This window comes from Chitinivorax sp. B, assembly GCF_005503445.1.
Taxonomy (GTDB): Bacteria; Pseudomonadota; Gammaproteobacteria; order Burkholderiales; family SCOH01; genus Chitinivorax.
The window spans coordinates 52,077-69,867 of record NZ_SCOH01000009.1 but is presented as its reverse complement, the minus strand read 5'-3'; the positions used below and the strand labels follow the sequence as shown (position 1 = coordinate 69,867).

General features: G+C 53.8%; 15 protein-coding genes and 1 riboswitch. Of the genes, 8 read left to right on the top strand and 7 right to left on the bottom strand.

All coding sequences use genetic code 11. The annotated features are described in order from the left end of the window. Positions 1–11 precede the first annotated feature (11 nt). A complete protein-coding gene (locus FFS57_RS07735) occupies positions 12–854 on the top strand; it encodes a D-hexose-6-phosphate mutarotase (protein WP_171013731.1) in 843 nt (280 codons plus the stop codon). A gap of 9 nt (positions 855–863) precedes the next feature. Here FFS57_RS07735 and FFS57_RS07730 read toward each other — a convergent pair whose 3' ends face one another. Further along, the gene (locus FFS57_RS07730; protein ID WP_137937200.1) at positions 864–1,997 is read right to left on the bottom strand and encodes an HD-GYP domain-containing protein; all 1,134 of its coding nucleotides are present in this window, start codon (positions 1,995–1,997) and stop codon (positions 864–866) included. Positions 1,998–2,445: 448 nt separating this feature from the next. On the opposite strand from FFS57_RS07730, the gene FFS57_RS07725 reads away from it, so the two are divergent. Continuing rightward, complete coding sequence (locus FFS57_RS07725; RefSeq protein WP_137937199.1) at positions 2,446–3,828, top strand: MATE family efflux transporter; 1,383 nt, start codon at positions 2,446–2,448, stop codon at positions 3,826–3,828. Between the two features lie 250 nt (positions 3,829–4,078). Further along, positions 4,079–5,887 carry a S8 family peptidase gene (locus FFS57_RS07720; protein ID WP_249383936.1) on the top strand — a complete coding sequence of 603 codons (1,809 nt, stop codon included), beginning with the start codon at positions 4,079–4,081 and terminating at the stop codon, positions 5,885–5,887. Positions 5,888–5,946: 59 nt separating this feature from the next. Here FFS57_RS07720 and FFS57_RS07715 read toward each other — a convergent pair whose 3' ends face one another. The 4 genes from FFS57_RS07715 to msrA all read right to left on the bottom strand — a co-directional run bounded on the left by FFS57_RS07715 (position 5,947) and on the right by msrA (position 8,834). Next, positions 5,947–6,432: a DUF2062 domain-containing protein gene (locus tag FFS57_RS07715; RefSeq protein WP_137937198.1), complete on the bottom strand. Its 486-nt coding sequence runs from the start codon at positions 6,430–6,432 to the stop codon at positions 5,947–5,949. A gap of 65 nt (positions 6,433–6,497) precedes the next feature. Beyond that, complete coding sequence (locus FFS57_RS07710) at positions 6,498–7,391, bottom strand: histone deacetylase family protein (protein ID WP_137937197.1); 894 nt, start codon at positions 7,389–7,391, stop codon at positions 6,498–6,500. 10 nt (positions 7,392–7,401) lie between these two features. After that, positions 7,402–8,124 (bottom strand): substrate-binding periplasmic protein, encoded by a 723-nt coding sequence (locus FFS57_RS07705; RefSeq protein ID WP_171013729.1) that lies wholly within the window; start codon positions 8,122–8,124, stop codon positions 7,402–7,404. Positions 8,125–8,294: 170 nt separating this feature from the next. Then, the gene (gene msrA / locus FFS57_RS07700) at positions 8,295–8,834 is read right to left on the bottom strand and encodes a peptide-methionine (S)-S-oxide reductase MsrA (protein ID WP_137937195.1); all 540 of its coding nucleotides are present in this window, start codon (positions 8,832–8,834) and stop codon (positions 8,295–8,297) included. 178 nt (positions 8,835–9,012) lie between these two features. Between msrA and FFS57_RS07695 the strand changes: the two genes are divergently transcribed. Both FFS57_RS07695 and FFS57_RS07690 read left to right on the top strand, forming a co-directional pair. Beyond that, a complete protein-coding gene (locus FFS57_RS07695) occupies positions 9,013–9,225 on the top strand; it encodes a DUF1289 domain-containing protein (RefSeq protein WP_502705902.1) in 213 nt (70 codons plus the stop codon). A 9-nt stretch (positions 9,226–9,234) separates the two neighbouring features. After that, the gene (locus FFS57_RS07690) at positions 9,235–10,953 is read left to right on the top strand and encodes a SulP family inorganic anion transporter (RefSeq protein ID WP_137937194.1); all 1,719 of its coding nucleotides are present in this window, start codon (positions 9,235–9,237) and stop codon (positions 10,951–10,953) included. Positions 10,954–11,011: 58 nt separating this feature from the next. Here the strand turns inward: FFS57_RS07690 and ahcY are convergent, their stop codons facing one another. Further along, a complete protein-coding gene (ahcY, locus tag FFS57_RS07685) occupies positions 11,012–12,421 on the bottom strand; it encodes an adenosylhomocysteinase (protein WP_137937193.1) in 1,410 nt (469 codons plus the stop codon). 70 nt (positions 12,422–12,491) lie between these two features. After that, a riboswitch (S-adenosyl-L-homocysteine riboswitch) is annotated at positions 12,492–12,561 on the bottom strand. Positions 12,562–12,824: 263 nt separating this feature from the next. On the opposite strand from ahcY, the gene FFS57_RS07680 reads away from it, so the two are divergent. Continuing rightward, positions 12,825–13,364 (top strand): GlcG/HbpS family heme-binding protein, encoded by a 540-nt coding sequence (locus tag FFS57_RS07680; protein WP_171013727.1) that lies wholly within the window; start codon positions 12,825–12,827, stop codon positions 13,362–13,364. A gap of 147 nt (positions 13,365–13,511) precedes the next feature. Continuing rightward, complete coding sequence (locus tag FFS57_RS07675; protein WP_137937191.1) at positions 13,512–15,749, top strand: AsmA family protein; 2,238 nt, start codon at positions 13,512–13,514, stop codon at positions 15,747–15,749. A gap of 47 nt (positions 15,750–15,796) precedes the next feature. Here FFS57_RS07675 and FFS57_RS07670 read toward each other — a convergent pair whose 3' ends face one another. After that, positions 15,797–16,576, bottom strand: coding sequence for a DUF2189 domain-containing protein (locus tag FFS57_RS07670; RefSeq protein WP_137937190.1), 780 nt, complete (start codon positions 16,574–16,576; stop codon positions 15,797–15,799). Positions 16,577–16,755: 179 nt separating this feature from the next. Here FFS57_RS07670 and FFS57_RS07665 point away from each other — a divergent pair, with 179 nt between their 5' ends. Further along, positions 16,756–17,733 carry a tRNA dihydrouridine synthase gene (locus tag FFS57_RS07665; protein ID WP_137937189.1) on the top strand — a complete coding sequence of 326 codons (978 nt, stop codon included), beginning with the start codon at positions 16,756–16,758 and terminating at the stop codon, positions 17,731–17,733. Positions 17,734–17,791: the final 58 nt, after the last annotated feature.

Sequence of the window (17,791 nt, the reverse complement as noted above, 5' to 3'; positions counted from 1 at the left end):
TATGTTTTTCAATGTCTGACGCCGGTTTGGGGTTGATTGATATCGACCATCCGCGTTTTACGGCCAAAGTGGCCTTGCAAGGCGCGCAACTCCTGGCCTTTCAGCCTGTAGGTCGACCCCCTTTGCTATGGTTGTCATCGCGGGCACAATTCCGTCCAGGCAAGGCGATTCGCGGCGGTATTCCACTATGCTGGCCTTGGTTTGGCCCACATTCGTCGAACCCGCAATTGCCTGCGCATGGATTCGCCCGTACCACACCATGGAAATTGGAGGAGGCAACTGGTGATGACGAATCGGTGACACTGGTCTTCACCCTGGTGGACGACGTCCAGACTCGAATGTTATGGCCGCATGCTTTTGCTGCTCAGTTGATCATGCGATTGGGGGGTGAATGTCAGATGCAATTCAGCGTAAAAAATCGCGATGATCAGCCGGTTGCCATGAGCTTCGCGCTGCATAGCTATTTCCCGGTGCAGGATATTGATCAAGTCGTGGTCGATGGACTGGATGGCGCACAATATCTGGACAAGGTCGATGACATGGTGCGCAAACAGCAGGCCGGACCGGTGCGTTTCAGCGATGAGGTGGATCGCGTGTATCTGAATACGACGGGGCCGTTCCACATTATCGATCAAGCTGCGGCGCACCAGATCGATATTTCAGCTCAAGGGTGTGACAGCACCATCATCTGGAACCCATGGCAGGTCAAGGCTGCTCAAATTGCTGATATGCAAGCGGAGGACTACCGCCACATGCTGTGTGTGGAATGTGGCAATACAGCGGAAAACACCTTGACCTTGCAAGGTGGCGAGACCCATACCGCCATCATGACCATACGAGAAGGGGCCGGCTGAGATCGGGCTTCAGGCGCCAGTTTCCAGCAGGCGCCGCACGATCTGATTGAAGGCAGGGGTCCAATCATGGGCGAATTGCCCATCGCAGGCATTGATTTCGGTAATGGCACGCAATACTGAACGCTTGTGGTAACGATCACCCCGCTCATGGGTCATGGCTTCAAATGCATCGACAATCGCCAGCAATTGTGCGCCCTTGCTGATCTGCTCGCCTTTTAGTCCATGTGGGTACCCGTTACCATCGACCCGTTCGTGGTGTTCGACTACCATTCTTGCTGCAAGCTCCCAACCAGGCATGCGGCGTAGCATTTCTGCCGCTAATACCGGATGGGTACGCATTTCGCGCCATTCCATTTCAGTCAGCTTGCCTTGTTTGGACCAGATGGCTTCCGACAGGAAGGCCATGCCGACATCGTGCATATAGATAGCACACTCCAGTTGTATGGGGTCGACAAGATTGCCGGCGGCTAGATTGGTGTCCAGGGCGAGTGGTAGTAATCGACTGGTACGATTTTCCCAAAAGGGTGAGCGGCGCTCGGTCAGCATGGCCAATCGCCAGAAATATTGCAGGTCGGCTTTGGCGGGATGATCACTGGCTGTGCCCAGCACCGACATCGCTGTGACAGGTGCTGCTGTGGTAGGGGTTGCACCGGCTGTTACGGCGGCGGCTTCATGGCCGCTCAATAAGTGAATCAGCTTGGTTGCAATCTCATCCGCCTGTTGTGGTGGGGTGCGAGACAGGGTGCGTAACCCGTTTTCAATCTTGACCAGATCCAGTCCATCCAACGATTTGCGAGCAGCGGCAGCATCGGCGGCTTGCTTTAATCGGTCGACACCCAGCAACAAGACCTCAGCCAAGGCGGGTGTGAAATTCAGTGCGCAGGACCGCACTGCACCCATCACGTCTTCGAGCGGATGGGCAAAATCCACTAGAAATTGCAGCCGGCACATGGCGGCGTTGCTTTTCAGAGTATGCAATCCGCGAAACAAGGTATGAATATGGCTGTTGTCGTTTGGGTTGCGTAACAGCAGGTTGACATGCCGCTCAATCTCATTCTGCGTTTCTTCGAAAGCCTCCCGATAATCCTGAAGTGCATCTGGATTCAGTTCGGCAAGCTGGGCCTTAAGATTCTGGTCGATCATGGCAGGTTTTCCAGAAAAGACTTGGCAAATTCAGTTTGGTATGTTGGCTGCCGTTATGCAAATCCGGATTGGATTGGAGGCTGGGGGCTTGATTGGCGAGTTGAAACATATATTTGCTGACTACAATTTGGCTACATCATGCCAATTGCTTACAATCCTGCTTGGTGAATTCGATTTCAAAGCAAGTTGTTGGTGCTGAGTATGAGGTGTGTGCTGTCATGACCTGTGTTGAAAAGCACAGCCTGGGCGTCGATTGGACAGCGCTATCTTGATCGGAATGGCTGGCCTGCTCCTGCTCTTGATCCTGTTCGGCTCTCAATCCTTTTCCTGGTGCCACTTCGGCTGATCCCGATGGCACATTCTGACACGTTGGCATTGGCCAGCTGTCCCCATCGACGACGTCCCATTGTCCCGTCGACAGTGGGCTGTTTGTTTTAGTAGACATTTGATGACCCATTCTCACAATCAATCTCAAGTTGCGCCACCCTCCCTGATCGCGCTGGCATGGCCTATTTTTGTCGAACAGGCGTTACACCTGACTGTTGGCATGGTGGACACCTTCATGGTCAGTCACATTTCTGACCATGCAGTGGCGGCACTTGGTTCGGCGAACCAGTTCGTTGCGTTTTTCCTGGTGCTGTTCGGTTTTGTCAGTATGGGCTGTAGTGTTGTGGTGACCCATCATCTGGGGGCCAGGGATAAGGAAGGCGCCGAACGAGTGGCAGCCACGGCCATCAGCGTCAACACCTGGCTGGGGTTATTGATCAGTATTGGTGTGTATTGCTTGGCCGAGCCCCTGCTGCGGCTGGTGCAACTATCGGATACGCTGTTGCAATATGCCGTCCCTTTTCTCAGTCTGATGGGTGGTACTTTGTTTCTGGAGTCCATCAATCTCGCGATTTCCGCAGTTTTGCGTGCCCACGGTCATACCCGCGATGCCATGGTGGTGACGTTGGGGCAGAACGTAGTCAACGTCATCGGTAACATGATTTTGTTGTTCGGCTTATTAGGTGCGCCGAAGATGGGGGTCGTGGGTGTGGCTTTGTCCACGGTCATCAGCCGGCTGTTGGCCTGTCTTGCATTATGGGTCCTGTTGGAATATCGCACCCATCTGAAGCTGAAGGCGTCCGATTTCTTTCAGGTCAATCGGGAAAGGTTGGGGCGTATCCTGCATATTGGCCTGCCAGCAGCAGGTGAAAACATCTGCTGGTGGATGGCGTTCATGACGGTGACTGCGTTTACTGCTCGGATGGGTGAGCAGGCGCTGGCCACCCAAACCTACACCATGCAATTGGTGTGGCTGGTGGTGCTGGCAACGGTGGCGATCGGGCTGGCGACAGAAATTCTGATTGGTCGACTGGTGGGAGCAGGGCTGTTTGACGAGGCCTATCGACAGTTGCTGCGCAGTCTTCGGGTTGGGTTTGCCATCTCGATAGGGGTGGTGATCGTGGTAGCAATCGCATCACCCTGGATACTGCACCTTTTCACCGATGACCCGGTAGTCATTGCCACGGGGGCCATGCTGATGCGCATCGGTTTGATTCTGGAGCCAGGTCGCGTTTTCAATATTGTCGTGATCAGTTCATTGCGCGCTGCGGGAGACGCACGTTATCCGGCATTGATCGGTATGGTCTCAATGTGGGGAGTGATGGTGTTCGGTGCCTGGTTGTTCGGCACCTATCTGGGTTTTGGCCTGATCGGCGTGTGGGTCGCCATGATTCTTGATGAATGGCTACGCGGCATGCTCATGTATCGGCGCTGGAAACAAAAAAAATGGATGAAGTACGCCCGTCGCACTCATGCGAATGTCCAAATTGGTGCAACTGCCTAAATCCTGATTTCAAGCAATATTTATCACCTATTTTTCGCGGTTGCACAAAATTAGTGCTGGTTTTGTGCAATACCGCACATTTATGTGACATAAAAAACCTTTGCATTTTCTTTCCGTTTGTCCGAATAATCGCAATTGCTCGTTATTGAATGTACTGTCGTTACATAAAGTTAATGTCAGTTTTTCTGTGACAGCATTACATATTTGATCGGGCGAAAATAAAGCAACGACAACAAAACAGGAGAGTAATGTGAAGCGCAAGTATTCGAGGCATGCCAACATGCCCAAGCAGGCTGCTGTACTGGTTCTCGCAGTGTTGTCCGCATCGGTATATGCGACAGATGGTGTAACGGAATCGACACCGCTCACGCATACCGATCGCATGATCGTCAAATACAAAACTACCCCGCTGCAGGCCATGGCAAGCGGCGCTCGTGTCAACGCCATGGCTGAACGTCTGGTGACCGCACAGCGGGTAGGTCAACAGTTTGGTGTCAATCTTAAGAATTTCCGTCAGACGGCCACTGGTGCACAGGTGATGAAGTTGGACCGCAAGGCATCGCTGGATGAGCTGAACAAGCTGGCGGTGCAAATGAAAGCACAAGATCCCAGCATCGAATACGCCGAACCTGACCGGATGATGAAACCATTGTTCACACCTAATGATGCCCGCTATAGCGAACAATGGGATCTGTTCGAGACCACCGGCGGTATGCGCATGCCGCAAGCCTGGGATTTGGCTACTGGCAGCGGGGTAACCGTGGCGGTCATCGACACAGGTTATCGCCCACATGCTGATTTGACCGGTAATCTGATCGGCGGCTACGACTTCATTTCAGAGATGGAAATCTCTAACGATGGTGATGGTCGCGATGCCGATGCGCGTGACACGGGTGATGCTGTGGTGGCGGGCGAGTGCGGTAACGGCAAACCCAAACAAGATCGATCATCAAGCTGGCATGGCACTCACGTAGCTGGCACGATTGCCGCCGTATCCAACAACAGTAGTGGTATGGCCGGGATTGCATTCAATGCCAAGGTGTTGCCATTACGGGTGCTGGGTAAGTGTGGTGGCTATACCTCAGATATTGCAGACGCCATCATCTGGGCCGCAGGTGGAGCTGTCAGCGGCGTGCCAGCCAATACGAACAAGGCGCGGGTGATCAACATGTCATTGGGTGGAGAAGGCGCATGCGACACTACTACCCAGAATGCCATCAACAGCGCACGGGCCAATGGTGCAGTGGTTATCGTCGCGGCGGGTAACGAGAATCAGAATGCTGCCAATTCCAACCCGGCCAACTGCCAGGGGGTGGTCACGGTTGCCGCCACCAATCGTTCCGGAGGTCGGGCCTATTATTCGAACTATGGTAGTGTCGTGGACGTTGCGGCACCAGGTGGGGATGTGCGTAGTTCGGCCGCAAATGGCATTCTGTCTACCTTGAATACCGGGATGACCGGGCCCGGTGTCGACAACTATGATTTCTATCAAGGCACATCGATGGCGACACCACATGTGGCCGGTGTAGTGGCGTTGATGTTGTCGAAGAATCCGTCATTGACGCCTGACCAAGTGGAAACGACATTACGATCTACGACACGCGCCTTCCCAGCGGCTTGCTCCCAATGTGGCACGGGCATTGTCGATGCCCATGCAGCCGTGGTCGCGGCGGGAGGTGGCACCACACAGCCGCCGGCTGGTGAGATCGAATCCAACAATACCATGGCGACTGCCAATACTGTTGTCAGCAGCGGTATGACACTGACGGCCACCATGGCCAGCAGCAGTGACGTGGACTACTTCAAGGTCACCCTGCCGGTGGGTAAGACCCTGAAGTCGGTCATGATACCAGGCAGCCCATTGGCCGATTACGATCTGTATCTATATGGCGATACCGGCACGCTTCTGGCCAGCAGTGAACAAGGGGCAGGCAGAACGGACACCGTATCTGGTAGCAATACTGGTACTAGGTCTGTTGTCCGCTATGTCGCAGTGAAGTATTACAGTGGTGGAGTTGGGACTGCTGGCGGCAAGTACAGCATCCAGTTCACCTGGTAAGCTGTGGTAGCAAAGCATTGATGACAAACGGGGGCATGTCCCCCGTTTTTTCAATCCGTTCAAGTTGAACCCATCCGGCGGCGGCGAGCTCGCCAACGCAGCAAAATGGAGCCGCGCCACATCACGTGTACACTTAGATAACCCAATAACGACATCGATAGTGCAATCGTCAGTAGCCCGACTGCAAAAGCGCCTCCCTTGCTGGCCCACCATTGCTCATAGGATTGCATTGGCATCAACCAACTACCCAACTGATAGGCACTGAAATAGATGGGGGGAACCGTCAACGGATTGGTAATCAGCGTGGCGGCGGCGGCAACCGGTAGGTTATAACGGAACCAGATTGCTGCAAGGGCTGCAAGTGCAATTTGTGCGATCGGGACGGCGAAACCGATGAACAACCCGACAGCCAGTCCAATCGCCATGCCCCGGCGGTTGACATACCATAACTCCGGCCTGGCCAGATAAGGTCGTGCCGGGCCCAGCCAGCGTTGTTCCATAATCTTTTCCGGGGTGGGAAGCCAACGATGGAACCAGCGCTTCATTGTGTTCTCCACAAAGAGTAATAGCCGATAGACTGCTGGGTGGGCAAAAGGTTCTCGATGACCGATCAACTACAATAACGTTGAACTGCGTGGCGCAAGGTCTGCGTGTGAGCCGCTACTGTCAGTTCGATTGGCTCTGCATAACCACCACCCATGCTGATGGCGATTGGCACACCGGCAGCATCACACTGCTGAAACACCAATTCGTCACGTGCACGCAAGCCGGCCAGGCTCAGCGACAATCGGCCAAGCCGATCTGCGGCCAACGGGTCGGCACCCGCCAAGTAGATCACCAGATCTGGTCGAGCGGCTGCCATGACTTGCGGCAAGGCCGTCGCCAGTACCGAAAGATAAAATTCATCACCAGTGTCATCATCCAACTCTATATCCCGATCGCTGGGTTCCTTGCGGAACGGAAAATTCTTTTTACCATGCACGGAAAAAGTATAGATGCTGGGATCGTGTCGTAGGATGGCGGCGGTGCCGTTACCTTGATGCACATCGAGATCCACCACCAAGGCTCGCCTGATCAGGCCTTCGCGTTGTAGTACCCGTGGTGCAATCACAGAATCGTTGAATACGCAAAAGCCGCTGCCTTTGTCCACATGGGCATGGTGGGTACCGCCAGCAAGGTTGGCGCCACAACCGTGCGAGAGGGCGGATCGGCAGGCTGCGATGGTGGCGCCCGCCGATCGTCGCGATCGTTCGACCATCTCCGGGCTCCAGGGGAAGCCAATTTCGCGTTGTTCCTTGGCAGTCAGAGCTCCGTCTACAACCCTTCGCACATAATCCGAAGAGTGGGCAAGGGTCAGCTCGTTGTCACTGGCTGCAGGGGCTTCATGCAGACGGGTGCTTGCAAAGGTACTGATCTGATCGCGTAACAACACATACTTGCTCATGGGGAAGCGATGTCCGGTTGGTAGCGGCAGGACAAAATGATCGGTGTAATACAGCTCCATACAAACAGACTCAACGATAGCGATGCAGTATCTGGTCGATACTACCATTCTCGTGTGCCTGCTTCAGGGCTTCAGCCAACTTGACCAGCGTGGCATGATCCGTGGCAGGATGACAGGCCAACCACATTGCACCATCACTGGGATTGCCAAATTGCAGCGCGGGCTTGATGCGGTCACTGAGCCCCTCTTTCTTGGCAAGCCAACGTCCGTTCAAACTGCCAGCCACCCAGAAGTCAATACGTTTGGCCATCAATTTGCGCAAGTTCAACCGGTTATGGGAGGAGATCTCGACTGGCACGCCTTGGGCTTCAACATACTTGGTGTAGGCATCCCCAATATAGCCACCAACCCGATATTGCTTGGCATCCTGCAAGTCATGCAGGGCGATGGTGTGATCGATGCGGGTGAATAAAGTCATGTCATCCACCACCAACGGGCCTATCCATTTGTAACGAGCTTCGCGTTCGGGGTTGCGTACTGCTGAATAGATGCAAGTATTCGCGGCCTGTTGGGCCATCATTTGCGCCCTGGCCCAAGGCAACATCTTGTAACTGGCTTTCAATTCGGCCTTATCGACCAACAGCTTCAGGATATCGGTTGCAATGCCAGCGACCTCGCCATCAATCTCGAAATTGAACGGTGGATAATCTTCGGTCAGTAACGACAATTCCGCAGCCCGGCCCGATGTACTCAGCAACAGGATGACTTGGGCAAGTAGAATGCGGATCAACAACGATGGATCCCTTACAGAGTAGGGAATGAGCCATGCCGGCAGCAGTGCCAGGGCTGTCCACTCATTCCTGGTCTTGTCAACGCCCGGGCCGGCAGATCATTCCATGCGCGGCCAGACCTGGGTGTGTCAGCGGTGATACCGATCCAACTCAGTATGCACACTATTGCATGTCATTTTAGTAAATTACCGAATTGTTTGATGGCCTTGTTGAGCTTGGGTGAGATGACCAACTGACAATAGGGTTGTGTTTGATGTTGGTTGTAATAATCGAGGTGATACGGTTCTGCATCATGAAAGTGGCGAGCTTCCACCAATTCGGTTACTAGCGATGCCCCCCAGGAATTGTCCGCATTCAACCGGGCAATGGTAGCGGCGGCGACCTGCCGCTGGCGCTCCGTGGTATAGAAAATGGCGGAACGATACTGCGTGCCGACATCATTGCCTTGCCGATTCAAGGTGGTAGGGTCGTGAATGGCAAAAAAGACATCCAGTAAATCCTGAAAATCTATGTGTTCCGGTGCAAACTCGATTTTGACCGCTTCGGCATGGCCAGTCTGGCCATCACATACTTCACGATAACTGGGGTGGTCGACATGACCACCGATATAGCCAGATGTGACACTGACCACCCCTTGCAGGCGCCGAAAAACTGCTTCCAGACACCAGAAGCAGCCACCAGCCAGAATTGCGATTTCATGCTGCGTTGTCATGTTACAAACTCCTTGTCCGGGTGAATGCTATTTGTCGTGACGAAATACACAATCTGACATTCGCATGTCGGGTTGACGCCCAGCATACTGCAATCCGGGGGATGGATGGCAAGTGGCAAGCAGTGTGCGGCCTGGATAGGCTACACTAACAGCATTCGACATTCTTCCGAAGCCCCCTGTGTTACGACCAGACTCTCCATGCATTGCCCGTTGTTCAACCGCCCTGGGTGATGAAGTATGCGTAGGTTGCGGCCGGACATTTATCGAGGTTGCCAACTGGGTTGCAATGACAGAACAGCAAAAGGAAGCCGTCTGGCAGCGGCTTGAAGATCACTGGCAAGCCTTGGATATGGCACCGCCCTGGCTGTCACGTGGTACTGTAAACAGCTAAGTCAATGACATGATTGCGCTCCGTGAAGCCTGGCAAGCCGGACTTTTCAAGCGAACACATCTGATCAACAACCTGATTGCCGGCATGATTGTTGGCGTGGTGGCGTTGCCATTGTCGATGGCCTTTGCCATTGCATCTGGCGCGAAGCCCGAGCAGGGTTTGTATACGGCCATTGTCGCTGGTTTGCTGACATCACTGTTCGGCGGCACGCGGATGCAGATCAGTGGCCCAACAGGTGCCTTCATCGTGATCCTCGCGGGTATCACAGCCAAGCATGGCATTGATGGCTTGCAGATCGCGACGCTGATGGCCGGTATCATGCTCCTGGCGCTGGGGGTGGCTAGACTGGGCAGTATCATCAAATTCATCCCGGACCCGGTGATTGTTGGTTTCACAGCGGGCATTGCCGTGATTATCTGGGTCGGGCAATGGAAGGATTTCTTCGGCTTACCCAACGTTACAGGTGACCATTTCCATCAGAAATGGTGGCATTTGCTGATTGCTTTGCCGCAATTGCATCTTGCTACGACGTTGTTATCGCTGGGCTGCTTGTTGCTGGTGCTGTATGGTGCGCGAATACCGGGATTGAAGCGTGTGCCGGGCCCGTTACTGGCCCTGATCGTGGCAACTGTCATGCAGTCGGTATTTCAATTTGATGGCGTGATTACCATTGGCAGTGCTTTTGGCGGTATTCCACAGGGCTTACCCAGTTTGACGGTACCCACCGTGACATTGTCCAGGGTACTTGAATTGATTGGCCCGGCTTTCACCATCGCCATGCTGGGAGCGATCGAATCTTTGTTATCCGCGGTGGTGGCCGATGGAATGGCTGGTACCAAGCATGATTCGAATCAGGAGCTGATCGGGCAGGGTATTGCCAACATGGTCTCTCCACTGTTTGGCGGTTTTGCTGCCACAGGTGCCATTGCCCGTACTGCCACCAATATCCGTAATGGTGGATCCAGTCCGTTGTCCGGTATCGTGCATGCCATTACCTTGTTGCTGATCGTATTGTTCTTGGCGCCTTTGGCACAACACATTCCGTTGGCTGCACTGGCGGCCATCCTGTTCGTCGTGGCTTACAACATGAGCGAGATGCGGCATGTGGTCCGTATCGTGCGTCGTGCACCACGTGCAGATGTGGCAATTTTACTGATCACCTTTTGCCTGACGGTATTCGCGGATCTGGTCGTGGCGGTCAACATCGGTGTGATTCTGGCCACGTTGCATTTTCTGCGGCGAATGTCGGAAAGCGTGGAAGTTCAGCAGTTGTCCGAGAAGGAACTGCAGCTGGAACTGGTGTATCAAGGGCTGATGGCCTTGCCACCCAAGGTATTGGTTTACAGCATTGAAGGGCCATTTTTCTTTGGTGCGGTGGAAAACTTTGAACGGGCTTTGGTGCATACCCACACCGATCCAAAGGTGCTGATATTACGGCTAAAGCGTGTGCCGTTCATGGATATCACTGGCTTGCTGACCCTTGAGGAGGTCATCCAGCAACTCGCCAAACGGCATGTGCTGGTGGTGCTGTGCGAGGCCAACGAGCGAGTGCAGGGCAAGCTGGTCAGGGCAGAATTGCTGGCCGATGGGCGTATTCGTCATTTTGATACGTTCACTGCGGCACTTGCCTATGCCGACAATGTGATGACCAATCGGCCTGATACCATCCGTGACGTGGGCGCTCATGATGGCATGTCCCCACCGGGAACGGGTCATCACCATCCATGAAAAAAGCCGCTCCCTGAGCGGCTTTTCAATGGCCATGTAACTTGGCCAACTACCCAGATCAGTAGCGATAATGTTCTGGTTTGAACGGACCATCCTTCTGCAGACCCAGGTAGGTTGACTGTTCATCAGTCAGCGTGGTCAGCCGCGCACCGATCCTTGCCAGGTGCAGGCGTGCCACTTTCTCGTCCAGATGCTTAGGCAACACGAACACACTGTTGCTGTACTGGTCGCCACGGGTGAACAGTTCGATTTGCGCCAAGGTCTGGTTGGTGAACGAGTTGCTCATCACAAAGCTTGGGTGGCCGGTTGCGCAACCCAGGTTGACCAGACGACCTTCCGCCAACATGATGATGCGTTTGCCATCCGGGAAAATGATGTGATCGACTTGTGGCTTGATGTTTTCCCACTGGTATTGGCGCAAGCTGGCCACATCGATCTCGCTGTCAAAATGACCGATATTGCAGACGATGGCCTGATCGCGCATTTTCTTCATGTGATCATGGGCGATCACGTTCACGTTGCCTGTGGCGGTAACGAAGATGTCGGCCTTGTCGCAGGCTTCATCCATCGTCACGACGCGGTAGCCTTCCATTGCTGCCTGCAGCGCGCAGATCGGATCGATTTCGGTGATCCATACGGTGGCACCCAGGCCGCGCAGTGACTGTGCACAACCCTTACCAACATCACCGTAACCAGCAACAATGGCCACCTTACCAGCGATCATCACATCGGTGGCACGTTTGATGCCATCCACCAGCGATTCACGGCAACCATACAGGTTGTCGAACTTGGACTTGGTCACCGAATCATTCACATTGATGGCCGGGAAAGGCAGGGTGCCTTCAGTGGCCATCTGGTACAGGCGCTTCACACCTGTGGTGGTTTCTTCGGTTACACCTTTGATACCCGCCAACTGTTTTGAATACCAGCCCGGTTGTTCGGCCACCCGTTTGCGAATGGCCGCGAACAGCGCTTTTTCTTCTTCATTGGTCGGGTGGGAGACAACCGACATATCCTGTTCGGCCTTTGCGCCCAGAATCAACAGCAGGGTGGCATCGCCACCATCGTCCAGGATCATGTTTGCGCCATCGGCAAATTCGAAGATGCGATGCGAGTAATCCCAGTATTCTTCCAGCGACTCGCCTTTGTAAGCGAAGACTGGTGTACCCGATGCGGCGATGGCTGCTGCAGCATGGTCCTGTGTCGAGAAAATGTTGCACGATGCCCAACGGACATCGGCACCCAATGCTTTCAACGTTTCGATCAGGACTGCTGTCTGGATGGTCATGTGCAGGGAGCCAGCAATGCGTGCGCCACGCAGTGGCTGTTCGCGGCCGTATTCGGTGCGCAGGGCCATCAGGCCGGGCATCTCGGTTTCAGCAATGCGGATTTCCTTGCGGCCCCAGTCGGCCAGCGACATGTCGGCTACTTTGAAATCGGTGAAATTCTTGTCAACCACAGCGTTCATATTTCAATTCCTTGACGTGTGGCCGGTGGGATGCAAGCTCACCCAAGCATCCCGTGTCCGGCACGGGTTATTCAGGTGAGCGCAGTTGATTCGGTACCGAGCCTGGGGTTCATGTGTACCTCGCAGCGCTCCTCGGGATGGGCTGGATTATAGCGCAGACAGCGCAAAATACGCCGACAAAAACAGTTGGGTCTGCTTTGAAACTGGATCAGGATGTATATCAATCGGCCAAATAATCAGCCAGTACTGAAAATTTGCAGAACCTGTGCGGAAACCAATTACCTGGCGGGCTGTCCACAGGGCAATGCCAAATACATGTAACACGAGTTGGATCGATTTTGCGTCCCGCCAATTTTGTCCTTCGCGGAAGCATGTCCGGAATACCCGTGATAAAGGAAATACCATGAAGTCTTACCGTTTTGCTCCTACACTCCTGGCCATGTATGGTGTAACCGGGTGGTTATGGGTAGCGGGCGTTCACGCCGCAGAGGTGATACCCGACAAATTGACCCCAGCCTTGGCCAGTGAAGCTGCGTTGGCTGCCATTGATGCCTGTCAGGCCAAGGGCCTGCCAGTGTCTGCCACGGTGGTGGACCATCATGGACGTCTACATGTTCTGCAACGGGGTGAATCAGCCTCGCTGGATTCGCTGGCAACCAGTCAGCAACGGGCCTTGCGGACCAGCAAATTCGCACTGTCGAACTATGCAGAGCGTGTCGATGGTGGGGTATTGCTGCGTGTGGACAAGGCTGTGATCGGGGCAATAGGCGTGGGTGGCGCATCGTCCATCAAACAGGACGAGCACTGTGCCCAGCTTGGTGCAAGCCGGTTTTTGGAGCGCCGTTTGGCGTTCGGACGAGGGATGAACGGCACTCGCGGTATCACGGTGACCTCCGGCTGGGGGGATTGGCTGGTTGGTATGCGATTGTTCTATCGAGGATAATGGTGTTCCTGGCGGGGTATCACATGTAGATGTCCCAGTGTTGGTGAGGTTTGCACTATAAATAAGACAGCCACGATTCAGGCTGGCTGTGCTAAAAAGCAGCGGGTGGGTTTCCACCCGTTTTGTTTTCCATCCAGGTGAATTGCAATGCGTTCTCTTCGTTATGTGCTTTATGGGGTCGGCGGTGTGGCTGCGGTATTGGTCGGTGTAGTCACAGTAGTGGCACTGACATTCGACCCGAATACGCTTAAACCCCAGATCATTGAGCTGGTCAAAACAGAGAAGCAGCGTACTTTGCGGATTGACGGTGACATTACACTCAGTTTATTCCCGTCGATTGGTGCTCGTATCGGCAAGCTCAGCCTTTCGGAGCATCAAAGTGACAAGGAATTTCTGAGGCTGGATTCAGCACGGGTTTCACTGCAGCTTTGGCCGTTGTTGTCAAAACGCTACGTGATCGACGAAATTGAAGCCGGTGGCTTGCATGCCAATTTGATTCGCAAACCCGACGGCACCTTGAACATTGCTGACTTGATGAAGAAGGACGAGAAAAGTAGCCCGCTGGAACTGGAGATCGACCATATCAAACTCAGTGATTCTGGGCTGGTTTTCGATGATCAGCAGCAAAAACGCAAAACCGAATTGCGGACACTCAACGTGAAGACGGGGGCGGTCAGCCCCAAGGCGGTCAACGATATCGACCTGGAAACGACCTTTGTGAATTCAGCGCCGGCGGTCAATCTGGTGGTGACATTACAGGGGGATGCCAGTCTGGATGCCGAACAAGGGCAGTATAGTTTCAAAGGTATCAAGTTTGGTACCAAAGGTGAGATGGACACCTTGAAAGCCATGGTGCTGGCCATCAGTGGCGATGTGACCATTGACCAGAAGGCCAATAGTTATCAGGTGGATGACCTGGAGTTGACTTTGGATGGCAAACTGCAACAAGACACGCTCAATGCCAAGCTGGAAGCACCCAAGCTGAATCTGACCACTTCCAAGGTGACGGGCGATGCGATAGAGCTGAATGTGACCGTGAAAGGGAGTCGTGATGTCGATGCCAAGCTGCGTATCGATGGCTTGAGTGGCGCAGATAATCAAGTGCAGGCTAAGCAATTTGCCGCCAATGTTGAATTCAAGCAGGGGGCTCAGCATGTCAACGTGACGATGCAAAGCCCCTTGTCGCTGGCCTTGACTACATTGCAACTGAATTTACCTCAACTCAAGTTGCAAGGTGATGCGGCCGTTGCTCAAGCCAAGGGTGGTAAAGTGGCGTTCAATCTGGCCGGTCATGCACTGGCATCCCCCAAACAGGCCAACATGAAATTGGCCGGTGTGCTTGATGAATCCCGAATCAATCTGGATGCAGCGATCGACAATCTGGCGAAACCGTTTTATCGCTTTGACTTGGCCATTGATCAGCTGAACGTCAATCGTTATCTGGCAGCGGCATCTGCCTCAGAAAAGGCACCTGCCCCTGCTGGAAAGACGGCCGCGGCAGGCAATATCGATTTATCTGGCCTGAAAACCCTGAATGCACAAGGCAAAGCCAAGATTGGCTCGCTGCAGTATGGCGACATCAAAATGAATGATGTCAACGTTGAATTGAAAGCTGGCAATGGTCAAGTGCAACTGGCACCATTCAGCCTCAACCTGTTCGGTGGCAATCTGGCCGGCTCGGCATCGGCAACAACGACTGCCGCCCCACGTTTTGTGTTGAATCCCAAAGCATCCAATGTCGACATTGGCAAGATGGTGGCAACCCTTGCAAAAAATGACAGATTGGAAGGTCATGGTAATCTGCAGGCCAATCTGACGACTCAAGGTGGCAACGTAGATCAGCTGACTCGCAATTTGAACGGTAATTTCGCAGCACAAATGCGGGATGGCTCGATCAAAGGTATCAATATCGGTGCCACACTGCGTCAAGCCAAAGCGACCATGTCGCAAATGTCTGGTGAGCAGGTCAAGCCAGCCAGTGCGACAGAGAAGACGGATTTTGCAGAGCTGGCGGCGTCATTTGCCATTCGTAATGGCATCGCACACAACGAAGATCTGTCAGCCAAATCCCCGTTGCTGCGTCTGGCGGGGGCTGGTGATATCAATTTGCCGGAAAAAACACTCGATTACCTGCTGAAGGCCAGTATTGTCGGTACCAGCAAGGGGCAGGAAGGTCGTGATCTGGATCAGCTCAAGGGGGTCACTGTCCCAGTGCGTGTAAAGGGTTCATTGCTGGCACCCACTTATGCACTGGATTATCGCGATCTACTGCAGGATACCGCTAAGGCCAAGCTGAACGAACAGCTTGACAAGCACAAGCAAGATATTCAGAAGAAGGCAGGAGATGCTTTGACCGATCAATTGCAGAAGCTGTTCAAAAAGTAACAAAATCAGGGCCGGATTTGGCCGGCCCCTTCGTGGAATGGTGTTGATTAATCGCTGATCAGCTCTTTATAGGCGCACCAGGTCGCATGCCCAAGCCATGGCAGAATGACGATCAAGCCCAGCATCAACGTAGCAAAGCCAATCAGGGTCAGCACCACAATCAATCCTGCCCAGATCAGCATGGCCGGCAGGTTGTCAGCCACGGTACGCAGGCTGGTCATCATTGCCGTGATCACATCGGTGTTGCGATCAATCAACATTGGCATACCAACAACGGTCAGCGAAAATACCAGTACCGCCAGCAAGGCTCCGCCACCAACCCAGGCAATGACCACACCCAGGTAATCTCCTGATAGCAATACCTGCCTGATAAAGCCATCCACTGTGCTCATTTCGCCACCATAGAACAGGGCCAGCAAGATGGCGGAAAGACGTTCCCAAGCCAGGGCGACCAATGCCAATACCACGCCAAGTTGTGCGACTGAACCTGCATTGCGACGAAGACCAATCAAGGAATCGATGAAGGTCGGTGTCCGGCCATTGGCTCGTTGTCTTGTCAGCTCATAGATACCGGTTGCGACAATTGGTGCCAATAGCAAAAAACCCGAGATAGCCGCAGTCACCAAATAAGGTCGGGGTGCCGCCAATGTCACGATCAACCAGCCCAGTGCCGCAACCAACAAGCCATATACCAAGCTGGGGCCAGGGTGGGCGAGTAGATCCTGCCAACCTTGTTTCAACCAATTCAATGGTCGGCCAGCTGACACGTGCTGAACCTCTGGAAGAGAGAAGTGCTCATCAAGACCAGGTAGATGATGGGTTGCCACAGTGCATTCTCCTTGTGGAGTGATTGATCGAGATGACACAGCACCACATGAGTATCAGTTTAGGCTGCTTTTTCTTGGTTTGGTTGCGATGTGTTCACTAAAACCCTTTTGATTACAAAGAATTGTGCGGCGAATTGCCGGGGGCGTATAATGCGCGGTTTTTTTGCGGGATGTGCAGGGTGAGAATTGTATTGGCGCCCATGGAAGGGCTGGTCGACGACGTGATGCGGGACGTGTTGACGCAAGTTGGTGGGGTGGACTGGTGCGTGACTGAGTTTATCCGTATCACCGACAGCTTGCTGCCACCCAAAGTCTATTATCGATTGGCGCCGGAGTTGATGACTGAAGCCCGCACGTCAGCTGGTATCCCTGTGCGATTGCAACTACTGGGCTCCGATCCCGGCTGTTTGGCTGAGAATGCCGCCCGAGCTGCGGAATTGGGTGCACCTGTCATCGACCTGAATTTTGGTTGTCCGGCCAAGTGCGTCAATCGCCATCGTGGCGGTGCCGCATTGCTGACAGAACCGGCGCTGCTGAATGCCATTGTGCACGCAGTTCGGCAAGCAGTCCCTGCAGCCATCCCCGTGACAGCCAAGATGCGACTTGGTTATGAAGACAAGTCGCTGGCATTGACATGTGCCCAGGCACTGGCCGATGGTGGTGCCGCCGAGCTCGTTGTACATGCCCGTACCAAGGTGGAAGGCTATAAGCCGCCCGCCCATTGGCATTGGATCGCCCGGATCAAAGAGGCCGTTACGTGCCCGGTGATTGCCAATGGCGAAATCTGGACGGTCGAAGACTACCTGCAATGTCGTCGTGAAAGCGAATGCGACGACATCATGTTGGGACGTGGGTTGGTTTCCAGGCCGGATCTTGCTCGGCAAGTCAAGCAGGCATTGGCTGGCCAACCTGTCGTAGCCATGCAATGGTCGGATATGTTACCCGTGCTGGCCAACTTTTTTGACAAGGTGGCCAACAAGATTGAGGTCAAGGCGGACAGTAAGCATGCTCCGGGCAGGCTCAAGCAATGGTTGAGCATGTTGCGTCGGAGCTATCCAGAAGCTGACGACGTGTTTGGCATGATTCGGCAGTTACATGGTGTACCGGACATTTCGGCATTGCTGGCAGACTTGCAGCGAGAGCCTGTACTCGCATGAAGTTGAAATGACAAAAGGGGGCGTGTAGCCCCCTGTTGCGTGTTGGCGGGTCATCAAA